Here is a 23,077-nt window from a genome sequence, read left to right as displayed (position 1 = left end):
CAAGAATTTTTATCAATGTTCAACCACATATCCCATCATTTGCAATCGTCCATTAATCTGAGACACCAAGGAATTGTAATACAAGCTGTTAGTTGCTTGATTAGCCAACTCAACATCTAAATCTACATTATTACCATTTTTTGTTACACTGGTATCGCTATTCATCGTTATATACGCATTTGAATAACCAGAATCAATATGCCTTTTATTTGTCGTTACTAAACCTAGGTTTTGTTTAGCTCCTGCTAATTGATTTTCAAAAATCACTCGTTTTGCTTTATAATTTGCAGTATTTACATTGGCAATATTGCTTGAAATAACTTTAGCTTGTGTAGCTGAAACTCCCATTGCTGTTTTCATTAAATCATAAGTATCCAATTACAAGCCCCCTCTTTCGTAAAATAGTCTATAAAAATTAAGGAGATATAAATTTTAAGTTTTTCTATGGTTTATTATAACATTCTCTTTTTCTAAATACGATTTTAGTTTTTGCTTTAATAAAAGCATTTAAGATTATATTATTTTACATTTTATTAAATTTTAAATATAATATTATCCTTTTTCTAAATAATTATTGTTCAAAAAACGCAAATATTGTTTTAAAGAATATAAAATTATTCTCTAATCGAACAAAGCTTATTATTGGTGTACTAACAGCTACATTTGCCTCTTAATATTTATAAAATAATTTTAATTTTAAATTAGAGTTTCAAATTATAATTGTTGTGGTCTGAAAAAAATGTAAAAACTGACTAAATTAAATTTGTAAAAAAAAAATTATTTGTTTTCTACAAACATAAAAATAAGTGCTTTGTTCTTAATTATTTGACTAACTGAACCGATATATATATACGGAGTTATTCAACTGTAGGAGGCTATTAATCATGGATTTATTTTTAATAATCGGAATTATTGTTGGAACCGTTGCAGTCTTAGCAGGTATGCTGCTAAAAGGTGCCAGCATTTCAATTCTAATTAGTCCAGAAGCTGCACTAATTATTTTTGTCGGTTTAATTGCCGCAACTATCAATTCATATCCAGTTCAAGAAATTAAACGTGTTCCAAAAATGTTTAAAATTCTATTTTCAAATAAAGAATACCAATATGGTGAAATCGTCAGTACAATCGTTGACTTAGCTACTCGAGCTAGAAAAGATGGGCTGCTCGCTTTAGAAGAACCTGTGCAAAAATTGGAAAATCCTTTTATGAAAAAAGGACTCGAAATGGTTGTTGATGGGGTTGACCCCGATGAAGTCCGGGAAATTATGGAAAATGAAATTGAAGGAATTGAGGAACGTCACCGAGTTGGTGCTGGTATTTTTAAAACAGCTGGTGCGACCGCTCCAACTCTAGGGGTATTGGGTGCTGTTATTGGTTTAATTGGCGCCTTAGGCAATCTACAAAACATTAGTAAGTTGGGAGAAATGATCTCATCAGCTTTTGTAGCTACAATGTTTGGGATTTTTTTTGGTTATGTTATTTTGGTACCTATGGGGTCACGGCTAACCGTTAAATCTGAACAAGAGATTCAAGCTCTTAATTTAATTCTAGAAGGAGTATTGGCAATTCAGTCCGGTCAAGCTCCCAGAAGTATCGAACAAAAATTAAATAGTCTGATTGCTCCAGCCCAGCGAACTCAAAACGAAGATCAGGATAAGGAGGGGCGGAAAAAATAATTGAGAAAAAAAAAGAGAAAAGATGAGGAGACGTCTGAAGCTTGGCTTTTACCATATTCTGATATGATGACTTTACTGTTAGCATTGTTTATTATCTTATTTGCTATGGCAAAGATAGATCAACATAAATTTCAGGAATTTAAAACCGAGTTTGGAACAATCTTATCAAATCACTCAAATACGTACCAATCCGGCAAAAATATGATTAGTGTCAAATCTGCTGAAGGTTCTGACAAAAGCATCCTAAAAAAATCTGGAGCAACCAAAAGTGACGCTTCCTTAGTTAAAAAAGATCAATTAGAAACACAACAATTACAAAATGTTAGTAATGAACTACAGCAAAGTATCAACAAAGACCCAAACCTATCGCAAAACATTACTATCAGCTTACAGTCAGACGGTATTCATATTAACTTAAAAAGTAATATTTTATTTGCTACCGGAAGTGCCGACCTAAATGATCAAGCCAAAAATGCGCTTAATACTTTATCACCATCATTGAAAATTTTAAGTCAAAATCCTGTTGTTATTGCAGGTTACACCGACAATGTTCCCTTTCAAGGCGGAAACGGTCAATACCATTCCAACTGGGAACTAAGCTCAGCTCGGGCAATAAATGTTATGCAATTCTATGTTAATAATCAAACTTTGAATGAAAGCAATGTTTCTATTCAAGCCTACGCGGAAAACAAACCCCGTGCTTCTAACTCAACTCCCGCCGGTCAAGCTCTGAATCGACGCGTTGAAATTGTTATTCAAAGAATAAATTACAGCAAGTAAAAAAGAGATGAATCCCTTAATTAAAGGAAAGTCATCTCTTTTTTTTGCTTTGAATTAAATTTCTTGAATTGATTCACTTAAGCTCGGTAACTGTTGACCCAAAACATCTGTTAAATCGCTAGTTTTTTCAGCAAGTTCGCCTTGACGAATTAACTGCTGAATCATAACAATTGCCTCTGAGGCAGCCTGTAATCCAGCTTTATTTAAAATTTCGCGATATTCAGTATCACTAACTTGGTAAATTTTAGCTGACTTTTCACTAAGCTTAGCGGCTATTTTTGCTAATTCAGTAAAAGTATGTGGTGCACCAGCAAACTCATAAACTGGTTTCGGTTGTTTCAACTGTAAAACTTTAGCTGCCGCTTGAGCGTAATATTTCTCCAGTGTCCAACCAACTTGACCGTCACCAGCTGAAAAGTAAATTGGCTTACCGGCTTGTGCTGAACGAATTAAATCAGTCTGGTTTTCCAAATACCAGTTATTCCGCAAAAATGAATACGCTATACCACTATCCTGCAATGCTTTTTCTGTTATTCGATGATCAGCCGATAAAACACTCTTTGCTTGATCAGCATGAGGAAAACTAGTATAAGCTATATAGTCAACTTTTGCCTTCTTTGCAGCAGCAACAACGTTCAAATGCTGTTTATCTCGTGGGTAGTTACCGCCTGGAAGTGAGGAAATAAATAACAAGCGTTCAATTCCTTGAAAAGCTTCTTCAAGTTGTCCCAGCTTGGTGTAGTCCCCTTGACGAATTTCAACATTTTTCGGCAAGCTTTGTTTTGCCTTTTCAGGGTTACGGACAATCGCGACAATCTCAGTTGGGTCCACTGTTTTCAATAGTGTTTCCACCACCGTTTTTCCAAACTTACCTGTCGCAGCTGTAATTCCATATTTCATCGAAAATTCCTCCTTAAATTGACTTTTGTAATTATAAAAGTAACATCAAGTAAAAGAATTGTCAAAAAAAATGAATTATTTATCAATTTCCAATAACATTTGTTGTTCATTATAGAAGTGAAGAGCAGACAGCATCAATAAATAAATTATTAACGGTAACCAGACATAGTTCAGATTGATCATCCCAAGAGTAGCCACATTTTGTGAATGATTAGGGACATAGCCTGCTAAATCAAACAAGCCAGCAGTTATTAAGCCTCCTAAGCCTAGACCCATATTAACACCAAAATCATCAGTTGAAGCTAAGACACCTTCTGCTTGGATTCCCATTGTCATCCCATATCTTACAGTGTCTGCTATCATAATTGAAACCAAGCCAACAACGATTCCGTTGCCAATTGAATTAATTAAAATTCCAGCAAACAGTAATGGTAGCCAATTTAGATAAACACCACCAGTTAACAATAGTTGGCCAATCAATTCAACTAAAATTCCCAGTTGCATCGTTTGCTTCTTGCTTAAAAAATGGGTCAACCGCATAATCAATAAAACGCCAATTAAAGAACTCAAGGTAAAACTATTTGCCAATGGTACCAATCCAGCCGTATGCAAAGTATATTTAAAATAGTAAATTGTTGTTTGATTCTTAATTGCTGTAACCAGCCAAAACAAAAAAATCACAATTGAAATCACAATCCACTGATGATTTTGCCGCAACATTTTAACAACTTTCTTCAAGGGTTGGTGAGCAATTTCATGATCTGTAAATCGTTCCCGAACATGCACAAAAGTATTCAAAATCAAAATCAACGAAATTACACCGAATACAACGATTGTCCAGAAAAAGCCCTGCCGCTGATTGCCCCCACCAAAAAAAGCAACTAATGGCAAAGTAAAAACAGCTACAATAATTTGAACTGAGCTACCACAGAATTGACGAATAACACCTAACAAAGTTAGCTCACGAGGATTTTGGGTCATCGTTGGTAAAATTGAAGTAATCGGCGAATTAACTGCAGTATATAAGAATCCCAAACCTAAATAAGTTACATAAGCCCAAACTAATTTACCTGTTGCCGAAAAATTAGGCGTAACAAAAGTTAAAATTGCAAAAATTGCATATGGTAAGGCATACCACAAGAAAAACGGCCGACTCTTCCCATATTTTGAATGGGTGTGGTCGATCATCAAGCCGATAATCAAACTTTCAACTACATCAGCGATTCGAGCAACAATAAAGAGAATTGCAGCTGCACCAGCACCCAAACCATAAACATCAGTATAAAAGAACAGTAAATAGGTGGTCATCATTTGAAAAACTAAGTTATCAGCTGCATCACTCAAGCCATAACTAATTCTTTCCGGCCACCGTGTTTGCCATTTAGCTTCATCTTTCATTTGGGATTTCCTTTCCCGATTTAATTTGTCGATTTATGCGGCTTATTCTCCGCCAGCAGCTCCTCAGCGACAACATGTGTGACCCACATCCAAGAAACATGACCAAATAGTTCAGACAAATGTTCTTCGAGAGGCTGATCTTTGGCTGCTGGTACTGTCCCTAATTGTGGCAAAGCAACTAGATGTGCGGCTGCCCAGACGCCGGCACCAAAAAAAGTTCCTTGCCCAATTTTAAGTAGTGGCAAGTAATGACCAGCGACGGTATAAAAAGCTCCAAAACTGGTTGAAAAGCCAAAATGCAGTAAAAAGCTGACCCATGGCAATTTATGTTCAGAATAGGTATAAGTTGCGTGAGTTAATTTGCTTGGAACACCCAGTTGCTGTAAAAATTGCTGCGGTGGATTAGTTGCATCCCTGTCTGGTGTCCGCGGTGGAAATAAATTTTCCCAGCCTAATTTGACAAAGCCTGAAACAATTCCGGCAATACTTCCGGCAATAATCGCATTTTTAACATCAAAATTATCTTTTCCCATCATATGATCCCCCTTGACTAAGAGTCTGATTCTGGATTAATTTTACTCGTTTTACTTTTAACTTACCAATAATCAGTTTGGTTTTTAAATCAATCTACCTCGGATTTTAAGAATAATTGGTAAGCCAAACGTTCCGGCACTGCGCGTTCTTTTAGGTGGACTTCCCCGGCAAAATCAAAACCAGATTTAGTAACTAAATGTCGCATCCGCTGATTAGTCGGATGAGTATCAATTCTGACTTGGTCAAACCCTAATTGCCAAGCCTGTGAGGTCAAATTGCTTAAAAACAATTGTGCCAGATGTTGCCCACGATAACGCTGTGCGATTGCAATTCGATGAATTGTCGCATAATGCTTTTGATCTGGTCGTTGCCAAGCACCGGCAAAGATCTCGGAATAATCGGGATCCGGCCAAGTTTGCAATGCGGCGACGCCAGCTACTTGCTGATCATTCACCAGCACATAAGCAATTTCATTTTCAATATCTTGCTTGATAGATTCTTTATTAGGATAACCATCCTGCCACTGAGGAATATTATCCACTGCTAAAAGTTGTCGTGCTTCTTCAATAATCCCCATCATTGCCGGTAAATCAGTTAAAGTTGCTGGTCGAATAAAAGTTGCTGCCATTAGTAGTTCACTCCTCAAATTTATTACCGACATCTTTTTGTCGGGTAGATTACATTTTACCTGATTTGGTTATAAAAAAAAATCATTTTATGCAATCTAAAAATATTTTCATACTTGTTTTGAACACAAAATAAAAGAGTCGCATTTTTTATTGCCACTCTTTAATAATAAAATTCATTCTTATTCAATTTTCATTCCTCTTTATTGATTAGTTAGTTAAACTAATTCTTGGTTTGTTTCTTTAACTAAAGGTAACCACTGAGCTGCAATCGTTGCTGGTGTGAAATGACTGATTCGTTCTAATGAACGCTCAGCATAATAACGACGCAGAAAACGACTGCTAGTAAAACGTTGGAGCACCCGAACAAAGTCTGCAACATCTTGTGATTTAGTCATAATTCCGTAACTGTTCTGCTGTAAGTACTCAGCTGATCCGGTATTTTCCATGGCAATAATGGGTAAACCAAAGGCCATCGCTTCTCCCATTACCAATGGCATGCCTTCCCAGCGCGAAGTTGACACAAAAATCGAAGCTGTTTCATAATGTTGTTGCAGCTGCCGATCCTTTAAAGCACCACGATAAATTATTTTATCAGCCACTTGAAATTTATTAATCAATTGTTTAAAAATCGCCATGTCTTCAGCTGTTCCACTGCCAGCAATCGCAATTTTCCAATCTGCTGGTAAAAATTTGGCTGCTTCTAATAAATAATCAATTCCCTTATGCTGAATCGCAATTCGGCCGGTAAAAGCAATTACATGACTATTCAAATCAGCTTGCCGCTCCGGTGCTAAGGTCAGTGGGTTGTATATCTTAACAGTATTAGGATTAAATTGTCGATAATGTTCTAAATCTGAATCAGTTAGAACCACTACCGTATCTGCCGCCGCAAGGCCAGCTTTAAACTCTGTCTGCATTAATTTGTAGTACTGTGTCATGTAAGTTTTAAAGTTATTATGCATCCAAGCAATCACCCGAATCTCGGGAACTTGATTTTTAATTAATGGAGCAAAACTGGTCAGTAATCCAGCCGGCAAAATAACACTAGTATATTTTTCAGTAACTAAGTAATCACACAAATCTTCAATTTGATCAGCATATTGTTGATAGGGCTCAGCTCCATAATAATTTAAAACATTACTTGGTGCTGGCCGTTTAGCAGTTACTAATGGTGCCTCCAAAGTATAATACGGTTGAACGTTCTCTAATGAATAAAAAGCAACATCCATTTGTCGGTTTAAATTGTTCCCCAACACAGTTGCTGCTCGCTTAACCCCATCCATTACAACATTTTCTAAAACGATTAATAATTTCATCTACAGGCAGTCTTTGTGAGAAAGACCACTCCCTCCCTTCACTAATTGATAAAATTGGGTAGAAAAAAATGCATTAAGCAACGACTAAAATCAAACCGACCGACGCTTAATGTAGTTTCCTATGAGATAACTTTATCATACTAATTAGAAATTTAAAAACATTTTGCTTACCTTCACTTGATTAATAACCAAAACAAATAAATTTTCTTAATATATCAGCCTTCATAATTCCACGTTAATTTTAGCTTTGTAGATAAAAAGTAAATATTTGTTTAATTTAATTGTTAAGCTGATCTGCTATACTAATTTTAAATTACATGAAAGAAGGGTTTAATTTGAATACTGCTCAGCAATTAAGGGCAATTCATCAATATACCTATGAAAAGATGAAATCTGATAAAACTGGCCATGGTTTTGACCATATTCAAAGGGTAGTTAATCTGACTAAATACATTGCTGCTCAAGAGACGCAACCATTTAATTATTTAACCGCTGTTAGTGCAGCTTATCTACATGACATTGCCGATGATAAACTAGTTACTGATGTTCAAGCAAGTGAGACTGAAATGAAGAATTTTTTAACCTCAATTGAGTTTCTGCCCTCACAAATTGCAGCCATCACTACAATTACACATAACATGTCCTTCAGCAAATCCTTAGAAAATAAACACCAGCAGCTTTCTTTGGCTGGACAGATGGTCCAAGATGCTGATCGATTGGATGCAATTGGAGCAATCGGGATTACCCGAGCTATCTACTATGGTGGTGCCCATCAAGAAATAATTTATGATCCAAAAATCAAACCCCGTAAAAGTTTTTCTAAACAAGAGTATCGTGACCTAGCCAATGAAACAATCATTAATCATTTCTATGAGAAGTTGTTGAAGCTAAAAGCTTTAATGAATACGACTGGCGGAAAACTGCTTGCTGAACAGCGACAACAGTTCATGCTGAATTTTTTAACTGAATTTAAAGCCGAATGGACTGGTGAAAAGTAAAGAATTTGTTTTTATTAAAGCAAAAAGTAATGGTTACTCTTTACACCAAAGCTAAAACTGATATAATCAAGCAGTACCGATTACTTTTTTTATTTGCAGGAGGATGCCATGTCTGAATTATCTGCTTCGTTAATTTCTTGCTCTCACTTAACAATGGCCTTTGGCAATAAACAGCTTTTTACTGATTTAAACCTAGTCATTCGCCAAGGTGATTTTTTCTGCCTTCTAGGTGCAAATGGAACAGGCAAAACAACTTTTATCAAACTATTATTGGGTAAAGAAATTCCAACTAACGGTAAAATCGAACTAGCCACAGAATTACATAATGCTAGCAATATTGGTTATGTTCCTCAATTTCGCAATATTGACGCAAACTATCCACTCTCAATTGAAAATTTCGTAGCTTTGAAACTAAGTAATTCACTCAAGCCTTGGCTCTCTAAAAAGGAAAAAGGGTTAGTGACTCAAGCTCTGCAACTGACTGGATTGACCGCTAAGCGACAACAGATACTCGGAAAAGCTTCTGGTGGTGAAAAACAACGGGCTTATCTGGCTCAAGCAATTTTAAATCAACCAGAATTACTGATCCTTGATGAGCCAACTGCCAGTCTGGATAAAACAGCCAAGTATGAAGTATTAGAGACCGTTAAGCAATTGAATGAAACAGCTGGAACAACTATCATTTTCATTTCTCATGATTGGGATTTGGTAAACAAATACGGCAAACACTACCTTGAATTCGATAGTGGTCAATATACAACTGGTGCAACAGCTGATTTAGGAGGAAAATAATGTTTGCTTTAAACTTTATGCGCTATGCCTTTGAAGCTGGCACAATCGTTGCTATTCTTTGCGGAGCGATGGGAGTTTTCGTTGCCGCTCGTCGCTTACCATTCATGACTCATACACTTTCAGAAATCGGCTTTTCCGGAGCTTCCTTCGGAGTTTGGATTGGCTTATCACCATTACAAGGAATGATGATCTTTACTATCTTAAGTGCCTTAGCTGCTGATCGACTAGGTCTAGGCGATAACCATAATGAGACTAGTGATGCAGTTATCAGTACTGTTTCAGCCTTTTTCATGGGTTTAGGGGTTTTATTTTTATCCTTATCCAGTCAAAATTCCTCCTATGCTACCAGCATTTTATTTGGCAGCATCGTTGGTATTAGCCAAGAAAATGTTACCCAAATTGTCATTGTGTCACTGATTGTCTTACTGTCTTTAGGACTAATCTATCGTCGCTTAAAATTCGATTCTTTTGATGCAACTGGCGCCGAAATTGAGCATGTCTCCAGTCATTGGATCACTTTGATCTTTTTAGTAATGGTGGCGTTAAGTGTTAGTGTTGCTGCCCAAATCGTGGGTGCTTTATTAATTTTTGTTCTCCTAACATTGCCCAGTGCCAGTGCTCAACCATTCTGCCGTTCCGTTAGTAGCTTAATTCTGCTTAGTATTGTCCTTGCTCTGATTGGAACTTGGGGCGGCCTTTATTTAGGCTATTTAACTAATTTACCAGTAACCTTTTTCATTGCCACAATCGAAACTGTTTTTTATTTAATTGCGGCAGTTTATCGAAAAACAATCACTGCTTAAACTTAGATTCTTAATTTTTACTTTCTAATAAAACAACCAGCCAGAGATGAAAAATTTCATCACTGACTGGTTGTTTTATTATAGTGCCCCTGCCAAGGAACCCAATTATACCATAATTATTTTTCTAAAGCCCGCACCCGAATTACTTCAGGAATCTGCAACAATCGTGCTTTAATTTTTTTCAAGAGTGATTCAACAATCATTCCAGTATCAATCACCGTATAAGCAATCGTATCCCGACTGCGATTAATCATATTATCGATATTGATCTCTTCATCTGCCAAAATAGTTGTAATACGGCCAACCATATTGGGTACATTCTGGTGAATTAAAGTCAAGCGAACTGGTGCTTCAAAGGGCATTTCAATTGTTGGAAAATTAACTGAGTTAATAATGTTCCCCGTCTCTAAATACTTTCGAAGTGTCCGTGCTGCCATTTTAGCACCATTAACCTCAGCTTCGTTAGTCGTACCGCCGATATGCGGTGTAATTACAATCTTCGGATGACCTATTATTGTATTTGAACTAAAATCAGTTACATACTTTTGTAATTCTCCGTTATCTAAGGCTGCAACTACTGCTTTTTCATTAACGATTCCCCAACGAGAATAATTTAATAAAACTGCACTTGATTTCATCTGTTTCAATTGCTCGGCAGTAATCAAATTTTTATTTTTCTCCGTATAAGGAATATGAATCGTCAAATAATCACATTGTGGTAATAAATCACTTAATTTTTCAGCCCGTGGAATTTGATTTGAGAGCTGCCAAGCGTGTTCAACACTAATATAAGGATCATAGCCAATTACTTTCATCCCGAGTGCCCCAGCTGCCTGGGCAACTCTCGAACCAACTGAACCTAGTCCGATCACTCCAAGTGTTTTGCCAGCAATCTCCGTTCCTGCAAAGTGATTTTTGCCTTCTTCTGTTTGCAAGCTGACATCGGCTCCTACAACCTTTTTCGCCCAATCAATTGACTTAATAACCGGTCGATTTGCCAAAATCAGCATCGTAATAATTAATTCTTTGACCGCATTGGCATTCGAACCCGGAGTATTAAAAACAACAGTTCCATTAGATGTTGCTTGAACTAAGGGAATATTATTCACTCCAGCTCCCGCGCGAGCAATCGCCAAAACATTCGGTCCAAAATATGTTTTATGCATATCCTGGCTGCGTATCAACAAGGCTGTTGGTTTGTCACTTTGATTAATTCTATACTGATCTTTTGGAAAGAGTGCCAATCCCTCTTCAGCAATTACATTATAGGTCTTAATATCTTGTTTCATTTTGCAACTCCTTCATGATTCATTTCAAATTGCTGCATAAATTCAACCAGTTGCTTAACACCGGCTAATGGCATTGCATTATACAAGCTAGCTCGCATTCCACCGACTAATCGATGCCCCTTCAAATTTAATAATCCTTTCTCAGTTGCACGAACAACAAACTCTGTATCTAATTCTTTAGAACCTGTTACAAATGGAATATTTGTTAGGGATCGATCAGCAACGGTCACGGGAGAATGATAGAGTTTAGAATTAGCAATTTCATCATATAAAAGTTGTGCCTTAATTTCATTTTGCTGCTGCATTGCTGCAACACCGCCTTGACGTAATAACCACTTGAAAACTAGCCCAGCAGTATAAATCGCAAAAACTGGTGGCGTATTTAATGTAGAGTTTTTTTTGACTTGTTTCGGATAACTAAGCATAGCTGGTAAATCTGGAATATTTTTTAAAAGTTCATGTTTTAAAATTACGACTGTTAATCCAGCTGGTCCAATATTTTTTTGTGCTCCAGCATAAATCAAATCAAAATCTTTTACTTGATAGTTATATCCTAAAATGATTGAAGACATATCCGCAACTACCGACTGATGCTTTAAGTTTACTGGCAATTGATGGTACATCGTTCCTTCAATCGTGTTGTTAATCGTTAAATGCACGTAATCAAAGTTTTCACTAATTTCAGGAATATCTGGAAGGGCCGTAAACTTGCTTTCTTTTCCACTAGCAATTACCGTCGGTTTGATATCCGGTAGCAAAGATGCTTCTTGAATGGCCCGTTGTGACCAATGGCCAGTGTCCACAAAAGCAATTTTCCCCGTTTTATGAGCCAAATTAAGAGCTGTCATCGTAAACTGCAGTGTGGCCCCCCCTTGAAGAAACAAAACATCATAATCGACTGGAATTTGCATCAACTGACGTAAATCGTTTTCAGCTGCTGTTTGGAGATTAGTGAACAGTGAGGAGCGATGACTGATCTCCAAAATACTCATTCCACTTTTCTGATAAGATGTTAGTTCCTGCTGAACTTGTTTGACAACTTCGGCCGGTAAAACTGCCGGTCCAGCTGCAAAATTATACACTTGCGGCAAAGCTTCCCACTTCTTTCTTTGTTTTAATCATCAGTTATTTGCTCATCAAACTCTCATTTAGGGTTAATGAAAAAGATAACCAATGTTCAAAATCTAGCTCATTATTTTAACAATGTCAAGTTGTTTTCTAATGAATTCTAAGTATAAACCGGCAGTTTTTTTGTTTTATTAACCAATTACCCATTACAAAAATTCTGCCTAATAATAAATGATTTGTTAATTTAACACTTTCGTAATAAATTCTTTAAAAATCAAGAAATTATAACTTTTCTAAATTGTGATGAAAAATAGTTAATTCAGTAAATTTAAACTTTTTGTAACATTATTGTAAACAAAATCTCTGCAATTATTACTCTTAAAATAACTTTTCTACTTAAAAACAGCGAAAATTCAGCATTTTCGCTTAACAAAAGCTTCGATTTTTTTAAACTTAAAAAAAAAAAAATCATGCTTACTTGATTTAATAGGATTTTCAGCTGTTTTATTACATTAACCTAGAATTTGTAATGTTTTTTCTACTCTTTTGCAATATTAATCAGTTAAACTATAGGCACTGATTAAATAAAGTAAAAGTTGAAAAGACTGAAAATTTTAGTAGGAGTGAATTAATTTTGAAAAAAACAACAAAGACAATTATCGCGGGCACTGTTGGTGCTGCAGGTTTATTCCTCGCTTCTACAGCAAACGCGAGCGCATCTACCACTGTTAAAGTAGCTAAGAATGATACTGTATGGGGACTTGCAAAGAAATACAATGTCTCAATTGATTCAATTGAATCAACAAATCATATCAGTACAAGTAGTCATTTGATTTTACAAAACCAATCTTTAACTATTCCTGACAAGAGTTCAAATACAACTAAAACAAATACAGATAGTAGCAATACTTCTTCTGTAACTGTCAATAGTGGTGATTCACTTTGGACAATTGCTCAAAAATACGGTACAACCGTTGCTAATTTGCAAAAATTAAACGGCTTTTCCGATAGTGAAACTTTAATTACTGTTGGTCAAAATTTGAAAGTTAGTGGCACTGCAACAACAACTGCTACTCAAACTACAAAAACAGCAACAACTACATCTCAAGTAACTGTATCTGCTAACCATGTTACATACACAGTTAAATCAGGTGATTCATTATATACTATTGCTCAAGAATATGGTATTTCAGTAGATTCATTACGTTCTTCCAATAATTTGAGCAGCGTCTTATTGCCCGGTCAGACTTTGACAATTAATGACCCAACTAAGACTCCTGCAACAACAGCTACTACTTCAACTGCTACTGACACAAGTAGTGCAGCAACTACTACAAGTACACAAGCTGCTAGTTCAAGTGCAAGTTCTCAAGCTACTGCAACCTCAAGTAGCACTCAAACAACTGCAGCTTCAAGCAGCAGTGCAGCTACTACTACTAACAGTACTTCACAGGCTACACAAAGTACTCAAGCAACAACTACTACCAGCAGCCAAACTGCTACTACTTCAACTGCTAGCGTATCAGCTTCTTCAGTAATTAGCTATGCAGAACAATTTGTCGGGGTTCCTTATGTATCTGGTGGAACTTCTCCTAGTGGTTTTGATTGCTCTGGCTTTGTACAGTATGTTTACGCTCATTTTGGTGTTAGCTTGCCAAGAACTTCTGAAAATCAATCAACAATTGGCTCAGCCGTTTCTGTTTCATCAGCTCAACCAGGTGATTTATTATTCTGGGGTGGTCAGGGTTCTGCATGGCATGTAGGGATTTACGTTGGCGGTTCAAGTTATATTGCTGCTCCAACAACTGGCCAATCAGTTGCTGTTAAGAGCTTCCAGTACTTCCAACCTTCATTTGCTATTCATATGAACTAATAAGAAATATTCAATTTTTAAGAGTCCAAAATCAAATAGAAGATTTTGGGCTCTTTTCGTCTAATAAGCAATTTCATCACTGCTATAAAAGAAGCCCGGCTAATTTTAAAATTAACCGAGCTTCTTTTATTAGTTATCCTCATTTTCGCAACTGTCTGATCTTACTCTTGTAATTGATGATAGATAAAACCTTCACGGGCGCCACTCTCTGAGAAAATTACTCTAGGTGAGCTTAATTGCTGCTGAAGTAAAACGACCGGTGTCATGCCAGCTAAAATGATATCAGAACGTAAAACTTCCATACCCAGAACTTCTTTACGTTGCTGGTTGCTTAAAGCTAATAATTGCTGATAAATTCTTTGAAAGTCAGATGTGGTCACCTTGAATCCATGGAAAGAATCAATTGGCTGCAAATTAATTTCAGTTCGTTTGATTCGGGCTACTGAACGATTACATCCCCCCAATAAAACTAAAGGTAGCTTAACTGCTTGCCGTAACCACGGCAAGTTATGAAATTGTTCTTGCAAAAAACGCTGCATAGCAAATAAGTTGGCTGCGGTTAAATCTTTTGCGGCAAATTGTTCAGTTAGACTAACTGCACCAAATGGCAAGCTAACACCAACTTGAAAATTCCCTGCCGCAACCCATGCTAATTCACAACTGCCACCACCAATGTCAAAGATTAGACAATCTTTAATTGATAAAGAATTAGTAACTGCTAAAAAATCAAAATAGGTTTCTTGATCCGCACTTAAAACCTGTAAACGGCAACCCGTTAGACGAGTCACTTGATCAAGCAACTCTTGGCGATTCACAGCTTCACGGACAGCAGCAGTGGCAATACCAACTACCTGATAATCTGAGTATTGCTGGTAGATTTTTTTAAAATCAGCAACAGCTGTCATTGTCCGTTTGATTGCTCCCTGTGTTAATCGTTTCTCACCCTTAGCAAGTCCCATTCCTTCGGCTAATCTAGTAGTTGCTTTGCGCCTTAAAATCTCTTTAAAGTCATTTTTACCTGTAATTTGATTGATTGAAAACCGAACTGAATTAGAACCAAAATCCAGTACAACTAAGTTGTTCATTCCCATCACCTCTAGTGTAACCTGTACGGTAACTGATTAGTCAAAATAATTAACTCCAATTGCCTCACGAACTTCTTTAAGCGTTTGCTCAGCTACTTCATTTGCTCGCTGACTACCAGTTTTTAGAATATCATACACTGCTGGGATATCTTTAGCAAATTCTTGCCGTCGTTCGCGAATCGGCCGAAATTCAGCTTCCAAAATATCATTCAAATAACGTTTAATCTTGACATCACCTAATCCACCGGCTTGATACTGCTCTTTTAACTCAGCTACTTTAGCCTTATTTGTATCAAAAATGTCAAGATAAGTAAAGACCATATTTCCTTCTACCTTACCTGGATCACTAACATGGATATGATCAGGATCAGTGTACATTGACATAACTTTTTGGCGTAAAGTATCCGCATCATCTGAAAGATAAATACAGTTTCCTAATGACTTACTCATCTTAGCGTTACCATCTAACCCGGGCAATCGGCCAAATCCTTTAGGTGGAAAAACTCCTTGCGGTTCAACTAAGATTTCCTTTTGGTAAATAGTATTAAAGCTTCGAACAATTTCACGTGCTTGTTCAATCATTGGTTCTTGATCATCACCTACTGGCACCAAATCAGCTTTAAAAGCCGTAATATCAGCTGTTTGGCTAACGGGGTAAATAAAAAAGCCGGCTGGGATTGATCTTTCAAAATGCTTTTGCTGAATTTCCGCTTTGACAGTTGGATTTCTTTCAATCCGGGACACTGTCACTAAATTTAAATAATAGCTAGTTAATTCAGTTAAAGCTGGAATTTGTGACTGCACTAAAATAGTTGATTTAGCTGGATCAATCCCAACTGCAAGATAATCTAGTGCTACTTCAATCAGTGAGCGCCGAATCTTTTCTGGATCACGAGCATTATCTGTCAATGCTTGTTGGTCTGCAATCATGATAAAAGTCCGGTACTTACCACTATTTTGCATTTTTACACGATTTTTTAAAGATCCGATATAATGTCCAATGTGTAATTTGCCAGTTGGTCGATCACCTGTTAAAATTGTCTTCATAATTTTCCTCCTATAAAAAAAACCTATTGCAAAAAATGCAATAGGACGAATTATCGCGGTGCCACCTATTTTGCAGGATGCTCCTGCCTCTCAATATCAAATTTAACTTAGTCCATTTCGTCGAACCTTTGTACCTTTCAGCATCTAGTACATCTCTGTCAATAGCTCAACTACTTAGTTACTTTGCTTTATTTTAACGCAAATTTTACTTAAAAGTCAAAAGCTGGCCCGTTTTATGCGCTATAATTGTTGCTGATAACTTGATATGCTAAGATAATAGTCCCAAGGAGGAACTATGAAAAACGAAAAAAGAATCGAACAACAACGAGTTAACCAAGTTGTTGCCAAAATTAAAAACAAATTAACCACTAAAACTGCAGAATTACAACAAGCTCGAACTGAGCGCTCAGCAGTTGAAAAAAACTATGGTCAAAATGCAAAAATCAACACTTTTGAAATTGATGACCAAATGGAAACCAATGCTGAAGTTCAACAACAAAAACAATTAGTGGCTAAAAATATCCAAAGTGAAGACATTTTAGACCAGCAAGTTAAAACTTTGAATTCGTTAAGTTCATCCCCATACTTTGGCCGCATCGATATTCATGAAGACGATGAACCAGAAGCTGAAACCTTATATATCGGCAATGCTTCATTCGCCGACAAAAAAAATAATTTTTTGATTTATGATTGGCGAGCACCCGTTTCCAGTATTTATTATAATGGTACTCTTGGACAAGTTGCTTACCAGACACCTGGCGGTAAGCAAACAGCTCAGCTGATGAAAAAAAGACAGTTTCGCATCAAACAGGGCCAAATCAGGCAGATGTTTGATACTAATGAAACAGTCGGAGATCAATTATTACAAGAAATGCTTAGTGAACATAGCACGGAGTATATGCAAAATATTGTTGCTACAATTCAACAAGAGCAAAATACAATTATCCGTGATACAAAACATGATTTATTATTGGTCCAAGGGGTCGCTGGCAGTGGAAAAACTTCAGCTGCACTCCAACGCATTGCTTTTTTACTCTACCATAGCCGTGAAAATTTAACAGCAGAACAAATGGTTTTGTTTTCACCGAATCGCTTGTTTAGCAATTATATTTCTGAAGTCTTACCCAGTTTAGGGGAAAACAATCTTCGCCAAGTAACATTAGCTGAATTTTTTAGTAAACGTTTTGAGGGACTAAAAATTGAAAATCTTTTTAATAGTTTTGAACAACAAGTAGCCGATTCAAATTCAATTTTAACTCAAATTAATCAGATTAAACAATCAGCTGAATTCATTCGTGTAGTGCGTGACTACGCTAAAAAGTTACCAGCAGAATCATTGCAATTTGTTCCCTTAAGTTTAGCTGGCAGAACTATCATTACCCAAAGAAAAATTCGTTCTTTGTATCAAGCAACACCAGCAGCCTGGCCAGCCAACCTACGTTATAGCGAAACCAAGAAAAAATTACGTCTTTTGCTGCGCAATAAAATTCAAGCCAATTTGAATAAAGATTGGGTAACTGATAAATTGCAAGATTTGAGTGACGAACAAATTCGTTCAATGACAGTGGGATTAGATAATGATCCCGTAGTAATCGAACAAGCATTGCGCCAGCGACTTGTCACTGAAAGTTATCAGCCTTTATTTCAAGCAATTTATAATGATTACTTCATCGATATCTATAAACAGTACAGCCTCTTTTTAACCGAAAATGATGAAACCGCTGCTGATTTATTTAATCAACAACTAGAATTTCATCGTTTAACTTTAGCAGACTGTGCTCCCTTATTGATACTGCGTGACACATTAACCGGGTCTGGCCAAAATCATCAAATTAAACAATTATTTATCGATGAGATGCAAGATTACACTCCTGCGCAATTACTTTATTTAAAACATGCTTTTCCAAATGCTCACTTTACTTTGCTTGGTGATAGTGAACAAGCACTTTATACTACTGCTCAAAGCGCCAAAAAAACACTTTTTGATCTAAAAACAGCTTTACATTTTAAACATGCTCAATTGGTTGAATTAAATAAAAGCTATCGTTCAAGCCAAGAAATAACCTTGTTTGTTCGACAAATGCTCCCAGTTGACGAAAGTATTAAACCTTTTAGTCGTCATGGAACACGACCCGAATGGCTAATTTGTGATCAAACTAATTGGAAAGAAAGGCTATTGCAACAAATCTCCAATCTGCACACTGAATTTACTTCAATTGCGATTATAACTCAAACAAGTAAAACAGCAATGAAGCTTCAAGCTTATTTACGACCACAACTTAAAACAACTGTTTTGCAAAGTAATAATTACAAATTACCAAGTGGAATTATTATTTTACCAGTTTACTTAGCAAAGGGATTAGAATTTGACGCTGTAATAGTTTACGACGTCAGTGAGCTAGAATATCCTAACAAACATCGCAGTATCCTCTACACTGCTTGTTCACGTGCAATGCATCGCTTAACATTGCTAAGCATTGGTACACCCGCTGAACTGATAGAGCAAATTGACCCAACAACTTTTGAGAAAAAAGACTTCACTAACCAGTTACTAAAATAAATTTTGCTATCTTCCTCAATCGTTTGCAAAGCATGCTTGATAATTAATTATTTTTAATTACCGTTGATTTTAAATCTCGACTGTAATATACTATTTAAGTAATGTTTTGTTGCCACTTTAGCTCAGCAGGTAGAGCACCACCATGGTAAGGTGGGGGTCACCGGTTCAAGTCCGGTAAGTGGCTCTTAATTTTAACGACTGACTTTTAAAGCCAGTCGTTTTTTTTTAGAATTCCAAAATAAATTCCCTAATTTTTTTAATTTTGTAATATAGATAACTTTTTCTAAATGTATTATTTGATATATTGTGGTTGTCAAATAAATTAACTAATTAAGGTGGGAAACAAAATGGATGAAATAGCTTTTGTTAAATCGAATGTTCAAAATCAGCAATTAATCAAAAAAATCAGAAAATATAATGATAGTTTGGCGTTTAAATCATTATTTCAAAAATACCTCCCTGTTGTTTGCAATTCAATTACTCGATATCATTTCAGATTTTTAGAAATAGAAGATTTAGTGCAAGAGGCTCGATTGGTTTGTTACCAAGATGTTTTAGCCTATAAATTAAAATCTCAAGTTTCATTCGGAAAATTTTTCCAACGTAGTTTGCGAAACCACTATTGTAGTTTGTTAAGAAAAGAAAACGCTTCAAAAAGACAACAAGAAAAATATGCTGAATCTTTTGAAGAAGTATTAGAAAATCGAAGAGATTATTCAGTATCTTTAACAAGCTTCAGTTATTATCCTCTCTCAATTCTCATTGCTCAAGAACAACTCCAAGAAGCGATTGAATATTTATCTGAAATGGAATTTGAAATTATGTATTTACTAATGGTTGAACACCAAACACCAGAAAGAATTGCTGCTGAGCTGGAAAAAGAAACAATTCAAATTAAGCGAGCAATATCTCGTTGTCATAAGAAAATTTCTGAAACAATTCAAAAAAAATAAATTTGCTTTAATTGTTGTAGTGGCTATTGTGTAGTGGAATCTACCAATAGCTTTTTCATTTGCTATTTTTATAAGATTCGTTAATTTTTTTGCTTGTATTAAAGGTTCCTTAGTCATAAAGTTCGACAATCCAAGTAGGAGGTAATTGATTATTTCAATTACGGCCCACAGCGGACTTACACCGCCTAGTTATCACCCGGGCGCACCTCAAAAAAGCAGCTGATGCTTTTACACATCAACTGCTTTTTTCTATGAGCACGGCAACTTCCTACCCTCACAGGGGGCGATCCCCCAACTACTATCGGCGTTAAGAAGCTTAACTTCTGTGTTCGGCATGGGAACAGGTGTATCCTTCTTGCTATCGCCACCGCACTCTTCTTTTGAGAAAATCTTGTTCTCTCAAAACCAGCTAATATCTTTTTCTTTTTCCCTCGAACTCCGTTCTTCTTCTTTGGTTAAGTCTTCGGTTCATTAGTACTGGTCCGCTCCATTCATCACTGAACTTCCACTTCCAGCCTATCTACCTGATCTTCTCTCAGGAACCTTATTTCTCTAAAGAATGGGAAATCTTATCTTGAGGTGAGTTTCGCACTTAGATGCTTTCAGCGTTTATCTCATCCACACTTAGCTACCCAGCTATGCTCTTGGCAGAACAACTGGTACACCAGCGGTGTGTCCATCCCGGTCCTCTCGTACTAAGGACAGCTCCTCTCAAATTTCCTACGCCCGCGACGGATAGGGACCGAACTGTCTCACGACGTTCTGAACCCAGCTCGCGTACCGCTTTAATGGGCGAACAGCCCAACCCTTGGGACCGACTACAGCCCCAGGATGCGATGAGCCGACATCGAGGTGCCAAACCTCCCCGTCGATGTGGACTCTTGGGGGAGATAAGCCTGTTATCCCCAGGGTAGCTTTTATCCGTTGAGCGATGGCCCTTCCATTCGGAACCACCGGATCACTAAGCCCGACTTTCGTCCCTGCTCGACTTGTCTGTCTCGCAGTCAAGCTCCCTTGTGCCTTTACACTCTGCGAATGATTTCCAACCATTCTGAGGGAACCTTTGGGCGCCTCCGTTACCTTTTAGGAGGCGACCGCCCCAGTCAAACTGCCCACCTGACACTGTCTCCCGCCAAGTTTATTGGCGAGGGTTAGAGTGTTCATACAACGAGGGTAGTATCCCACCAATGCCTCTGCCGAAACTAGCGTTCCGGCTTCTATGGCTCCTACCTATCCTGTACAAGTTGTACAAACACCCAATATCAAGCTACAGTAAAGCTCCATGGGGTCTTTCCGTCCTGTCGCGGGTAACCCGCATCTTCACGGGTATTATAATTTCACCGAGTCTCTCGTCGAGACAGTGCCCAGATCGTTACGCCTTTCGTGCGGGTCGGAACTTACCCGACAAGGAATTTCGCTACCTTAGGACCGTTATAGTTACGGCCGCCGTTTACTGGGGCTTCAATTCTGAGCTTCGCCGAAGCTAACCCATCCTCTTAACCTTCCAGCACCGGGCAGGCGTCAGCCCCTATACGTCATCTTACGATTTTGCAGAAACCTGTGTTTTTGATAAACAGTCGCCTGGGCCTTTTCACTGCGGCTGAGCTTACGCTCAGCACCCCTTCTCCCGAAGTTACGGGGTCATTTTGCCGAGTTCCTTAACGAGAGTTCTCTCGCTCACCTGAGGATTCTCTCCTCGACTACCTGTGTCGGTTTGCGGTACGGGCAGCTTTGATCTCACTAGAAGCTTTTCTCGGCAGTGTGACATCAGCACCTTCACTACTTAAATTTCGCTATTCATCACAACTTGTCCTTATGTCAGCAAGCATTTTACTCACTAACAGACTTGTTGCTTGAACACACCTCCAACAGTGTGCGTGCTTAGCCTCCTGCGTCCCTCCATTGCTCAAACAATCATTGCTGGTACAGGAATCTCAACCTGTTATCCATCGCCTACGCCTTGCGGCCTCAGCTTAGGTCCCGACTAACCCTGGGTGGACGAGCCTTCCCCAGGAAACCTTAGTCATTCGGTGGACAGGATTCTCACCTGTCTTGCGCTACTCATACCGGCATTCTCACTTCTAAGCGCTCCACTGGTCCTTACGATCCAGCTTCTCCGCCCTTAGAACGCTCTCCTACCACGCAACCTTACGGTTGCATCCACAATTTCGGTAATATGTTTAGCCCCGGTACATTTTCGGCGCAGGATCACTCGACTAGTGAGCTATTACGCACTCTTTAAATGGTGGCTGCTTCTGAGCCAACATCCTAGTTGTCTGTGCAATTCCACATCCTTTTCCACTTAACATATATTTAGGGACCTTAATTGGTGGTCTGGGCTGTTTCCCTTTCGACTACGGATCTTATCACTCGCAGTCTGACTCCCGAAGATAAATATATGGCATTCGGAGTTTATCTGAATTCAGTAACCCAAGACGGGCCCCTAGTTCAAACAGTGCTCTACCTCCATTATCCTAACTTCGAGGCTAGCCCTAAAGCTATTTCGGAGAGAACCAGCTATCTCCAAGTTCGTTTGGAATTTCTCCGCTACCCACATCTCATCTCAGCATTTTTCAACATACACGAGTTCGGTCCTCCAGTGCGTTTTACCACACCTTCAACCTGGACATGGGTAGGTCACCTGGTTTCGGGTCTACGTCTGCATACTAATTCGCCCTCTTCAGACTCGCTTTCGCTACGGCTCCGTCATTTACGACTTAACCTTGCATACAAACGTAACTCGCCGGTTCATTCTACAAAAGGCACGCTATCACCCGTTAACGGGCTCTAACTACTTGTAGGCACATGGTTTCAGGAACTATTTCACTCCCCTTCCGGGGTGCTTTTCACCTTTCCCTCACGGTACTGGTTCACTATCGGTCACTAGGTAGTATTTAGCCTTGGGAGATGGTCCTCCCGGATTCCGACGGAATTTCACGTGTTCCGCCGTACTCAGGATCCTGAACTGAGGGAAAACGATTTTGTCTACGGGGCTCTCACCTTATTTTGCTGACCTTCCCAGATCATTCGACTATCGTTTTCTTTGTTAACTCAAATGTTCAGTCCTACAACCCTAGAAAGCAAGCTTTCTAGTTTGGGCTCTTCCCGCTTCGCTCGCCGCTACTGGGGGAATCGAGTTTTCTTTATCTTCCTGCAGGTACTTAGATGTTTCAGTTCCCTGCGTTTGCTTCTAACTAGTCTATGTATTCAACTAGCAGTAATAGCTCATTACAGCTATTGGGTTGCCCCATTCGGAAATCTCCGGATCACAGCTTACTTACAGCTCCCCGGAGCATATCGGTGTTAGTCCCGTCCTTCATCAGCTCCTAGTGCCAAGGCATCCACCATGCGCCCTTATCAACTTAACCTTGTTTTA

General features: G+C 38.0%; 18 protein-coding genes, 1 tRNA gene and 2 rRNA genes. 9 read left to right on the top strand and 12 right to left on the bottom strand.

All coding sequences use genetic code 11. The features are described 5' to 3' along the window. Positions 1–12 precede the first annotated feature (12 nt). Complete coding sequence (gene flgB, locus G6O73_RS10430; RefSeq protein WP_057884973.1) at positions 13–378, bottom strand: flagellar basal body rod protein FlgB; 366 nt, start codon at positions 376–378, stop codon at positions 13–15. Positions 379–884: 506 nt separating this feature from the next. Between flgB and motA the strand changes: the two genes are divergently transcribed. Together motA and G6O73_RS10420 are read left to right on the top strand one after the other, a co-directional pair. Then, positions 885–1,676 (top strand): flagellar motor stator protein MotA, encoded by a 792-nt coding sequence (motA, locus tag G6O73_RS10425; protein WP_057884972.1) that lies wholly within the window; start codon positions 885–887, stop codon positions 1,674–1,676. Beyond that, a complete protein-coding gene (locus G6O73_RS10420; protein WP_083478432.1) occupies positions 1,677–2,456 on the top strand; it encodes an OmpA/MotB family protein in 780 nt (259 codons plus the stop codon). A gap of 54 nt (positions 2,457–2,510) precedes the next feature. Here the strand turns inward: G6O73_RS10420 and G6O73_RS10415 are convergent, their stop codons facing one another. The 5 genes from G6O73_RS10415 to G6O73_RS10395 form a co-directional block, all read right to left on the bottom strand. Then, positions 2,511–3,356, bottom strand: coding sequence for an NAD(P)H-binding protein (locus G6O73_RS10415; protein ID WP_057884971.1), 846 nt, complete (start codon positions 3,354–3,356; stop codon positions 2,511–2,513). A 75-nt stretch (positions 3,357–3,431) separates the two neighbouring features. Next, a complete protein-coding gene (locus G6O73_RS10410; protein WP_057884970.1) occupies positions 3,432–4,754 on the bottom strand; it encodes an MFS transporter in 1,323 nt (440 codons plus the stop codon). 20 nt (positions 4,755–4,774) lie between these two features. Beyond that, positions 4,775–5,287 (bottom strand): YagU family protein, encoded by a 513-nt coding sequence (locus G6O73_RS10405; RefSeq protein ID WP_057884969.1) that lies wholly within the window; start codon positions 5,285–5,287, stop codon positions 4,775–4,777. Between the two features lie 89 nt (positions 5,288–5,376). Further along, entirely contained in the window at positions 5,377–5,916 is a 540-nt protein-coding gene (locus G6O73_RS10400; RefSeq protein WP_057884968.1) for a GNAT family N-acetyltransferase, read from the bottom strand. Between the two features lie 216 nt (positions 5,917–6,132). Beyond that, positions 6,133–7,233, bottom strand: a complete 1,101-nt coding sequence (locus G6O73_RS10395) for a glycosyltransferase (RefSeq protein WP_057884967.1) — start codon at positions 7,231–7,233, stop codon at positions 6,133–6,135. 335 nt (positions 7,234–7,568) lie between these two features. Here G6O73_RS10395 and G6O73_RS10390 point away from each other — a divergent pair, with 335 nt between their 5' ends. The 3 genes from G6O73_RS10390 to G6O73_RS10380 all read left to right on the top strand — a co-directional run bounded on the left by G6O73_RS10390 (position 7,569) and on the right by G6O73_RS10380 (position 9,826). Beyond that, positions 7,569–8,231 (top strand): HD domain-containing protein, encoded by a 663-nt coding sequence (locus G6O73_RS10390; protein ID WP_057884966.1) that lies wholly within the window; start codon positions 7,569–7,571, stop codon positions 8,229–8,231. Between the two features lie 108 nt (positions 8,232–8,339). Further along, positions 8,340–9,023: an ATP-binding cassette domain-containing protein gene (locus tag G6O73_RS10385; protein ID WP_057884965.1), complete on the top strand. Its 684-nt coding sequence runs from the start codon at positions 8,340–8,342 to the stop codon at positions 9,021–9,023. After that, positions 9,023–9,826, top strand: coding sequence for a metal ABC transporter permease (locus G6O73_RS10380; RefSeq protein ID WP_057884964.1), 804 nt, complete (start codon positions 9,023–9,025; stop codon positions 9,824–9,826). Before G6O73_RS10385 ends, G6O73_RS10380 begins: the two co-directional genes overlap by 1 nt. A gap of 116 nt (positions 9,827–9,942) precedes the next feature. Here G6O73_RS10380 and G6O73_RS10375 read toward each other — a convergent pair whose 3' ends face one another. Then, positions 9,943–11,115 (bottom strand): phosphoglycerate dehydrogenase, encoded by a 1,173-nt coding sequence (locus G6O73_RS10375; RefSeq protein WP_057884963.1) that lies wholly within the window; start codon positions 11,113–11,115, stop codon positions 9,943–9,945. Further along, positions 11,112–12,206, bottom strand: a complete 1,095-nt coding sequence (gene serC / locus G6O73_RS10370; protein WP_057884962.1) for a 3-phosphoserine/phosphohydroxythreonine transaminase — start codon at positions 12,204–12,206, stop codon at positions 11,112–11,114. The genes G6O73_RS10375 and serC overlap by 4 nt, the downstream gene beginning before the upstream one ends. Before the next feature lie 611 nt (positions 12,207–12,817). Here serC and G6O73_RS10365 point away from each other — a divergent pair. Continuing rightward, positions 12,818–14,056: a C40 family peptidase gene (locus tag G6O73_RS10365; protein WP_057884961.1), complete on the top strand. Its 1,239-nt coding sequence runs from the start codon at positions 12,818–12,820 to the stop codon at positions 14,054–14,056. A gap of 161 nt (positions 14,057–14,217) precedes the next feature. On the opposite strand, the gene G6O73_RS10360 is transcribed toward G6O73_RS10365, so the two are convergent. Together G6O73_RS10360 and trpS are read right to left on the bottom strand one after the other, a co-directional pair. After that, entirely contained in the window at positions 14,218–15,141 is a 924-nt protein-coding gene (locus G6O73_RS10360; protein ID WP_057884960.1) for a Ppx/GppA phosphatase family protein, read from the bottom strand. A gap of 36 nt (positions 15,142–15,177) precedes the next feature. Then, positions 15,178–16,188, bottom strand: coding sequence for a tryptophan--tRNA ligase (gene trpS / locus G6O73_RS10355; RefSeq protein WP_057884959.1), 1,011 nt, complete (start codon positions 16,186–16,188; stop codon positions 15,178–15,180). 295 nt (positions 16,189–16,483) lie between these two features. On the opposite strand from trpS, the gene helD reads away from it, so the two are divergent. The 3 genes from helD (at position 16,484) to G6O73_RS10340 (ending at position 19,701) form a co-directional block, all read left to right on the top strand. Beyond that, positions 16,484–18,748 (top strand): RNA polymerase recycling motor HelD, encoded by a 2,265-nt coding sequence (helD, locus tag G6O73_RS10350; protein ID WP_057884958.1) that lies wholly within the window; start codon positions 16,484–16,486, stop codon positions 18,746–18,748. Between the two features lie 111 nt (positions 18,749–18,859). Then, positions 18,860–18,932: transfer RNA gene (locus G6O73_RS10345), tRNA-Thr, on the top strand. A 163-nt stretch (positions 18,933–19,095) separates the two neighbouring features. Beyond that, positions 19,096–19,701, top strand: coding sequence for an RNA polymerase sigma factor (locus G6O73_RS10340; protein ID WP_057884957.1), 606 nt, complete (start codon positions 19,096–19,098; stop codon positions 19,699–19,701). Between the two features lie 255 nt (positions 19,702–19,956). Here G6O73_RS10340 and rrf read toward each other — a convergent pair. Further along, positions 19,957–20,073 (bottom strand): 5S ribosomal RNA (gene rrf, locus G6O73_RS10335). Between the two features lie 79 nt (positions 20,074–20,152). Next, positions 20,153–23,069: ribosomal RNA gene (locus G6O73_RS10330) — 23S ribosomal RNA — on the bottom strand. Positions 23,070–23,077: the final 8 nt, after the last annotated feature.

Source organism: Liquorilactobacillus nagelii DSM 13675 (genome assembly GCF_019444005.1).
Lineage (GTDB): Bacteria > Bacillota > Bacilli > Lactobacillales > Lactobacillaceae > Liquorilactobacillus > Liquorilactobacillus nagelii.
Note: the sequence above shows the minus strand (reverse complement) of the source record. Positions and strands in the feature narration are given on the sequence as shown.

Excerpts from the sequence above, each read along its gene's own strand:
- G6O73_RS10360 (WP_057884960.1), bottom strand. The coding sequence starts at position 15,141 with ATGAACAACTTAGTTGTACTGGATTTTGGTTCTAATTCAGTTCGGTTT.
- G6O73_RS10415 (WP_057884971.1), bottom strand. The coding sequence starts at position 3,356 with ATGAAATATGGAATTACAGCTGCGACAGGTAAGTTTGGAAAAACGGTG.
- motA (WP_057884972.1), top strand. The coding sequence starts at position 885 with ATGGATTTATTTTTAATAATCGGAATTATTGTTGGAACCGTTGCAGTC.
- G6O73_RS10400 (WP_057884968.1), bottom strand. The coding sequence starts at position 5,916 with ATGGCAGCAACTTTTATTCGACCAGCAACTTTAACTGATTTACCGGCA.
- trpS (WP_057884959.1), bottom strand. The coding sequence starts at position 16,188 with ATGAAGACAATTTTAACAGGTGATCGACCAACTGGCAAATTACACATT.
- G6O73_RS10395 (WP_057884967.1), bottom strand. The coding sequence starts at position 7,233 with ATGAAATTATTAATCGTTTTAGAAAATGTTGTAATGGATGGGGTTAAG.
- G6O73_RS10340 (WP_057884957.1), top strand. The coding sequence starts at position 19,096 with ATGGATGAAATAGCTTTTGTTAAATCGAATGTTCAAAATCAGCAATTA.
- helD (WP_057884958.1), top strand. The coding sequence starts at position 16,484 with ATGAAAAACGAAAAAAGAATCGAACAACAACGAGTTAACCAAGTTGTT.
- G6O73_RS10385 (WP_057884965.1), top strand. The coding sequence starts at position 8,340 with ATGTCTGAATTATCTGCTTCGTTAATTTCTTGCTCTCACTTAACAATG.
- G6O73_RS10380 (WP_057884964.1), top strand. The coding sequence starts at position 9,023 with ATGTTTGCTTTAAACTTTATGCGCTATGCCTTTGAAGCTGGCACAATC.
- G6O73_RS10410 (WP_057884970.1), bottom strand. The coding sequence starts at position 4,754 with ATGAAAGATGAAGCTAAATGGCAAACACGGTGGCCGGAAAGAATTAGT.
- G6O73_RS10405 (WP_057884969.1), bottom strand. The coding sequence starts at position 5,287 with ATGGGAAAAGATAATTTTGATGTTAAAAATGCGATTATTGCCGGAAGT.
- G6O73_RS10375 (WP_057884963.1), bottom strand. The coding sequence starts at position 11,115 with ATGAAACAAGATATTAAGACCTATAATGTAATTGCTGAAGAGGGATTG.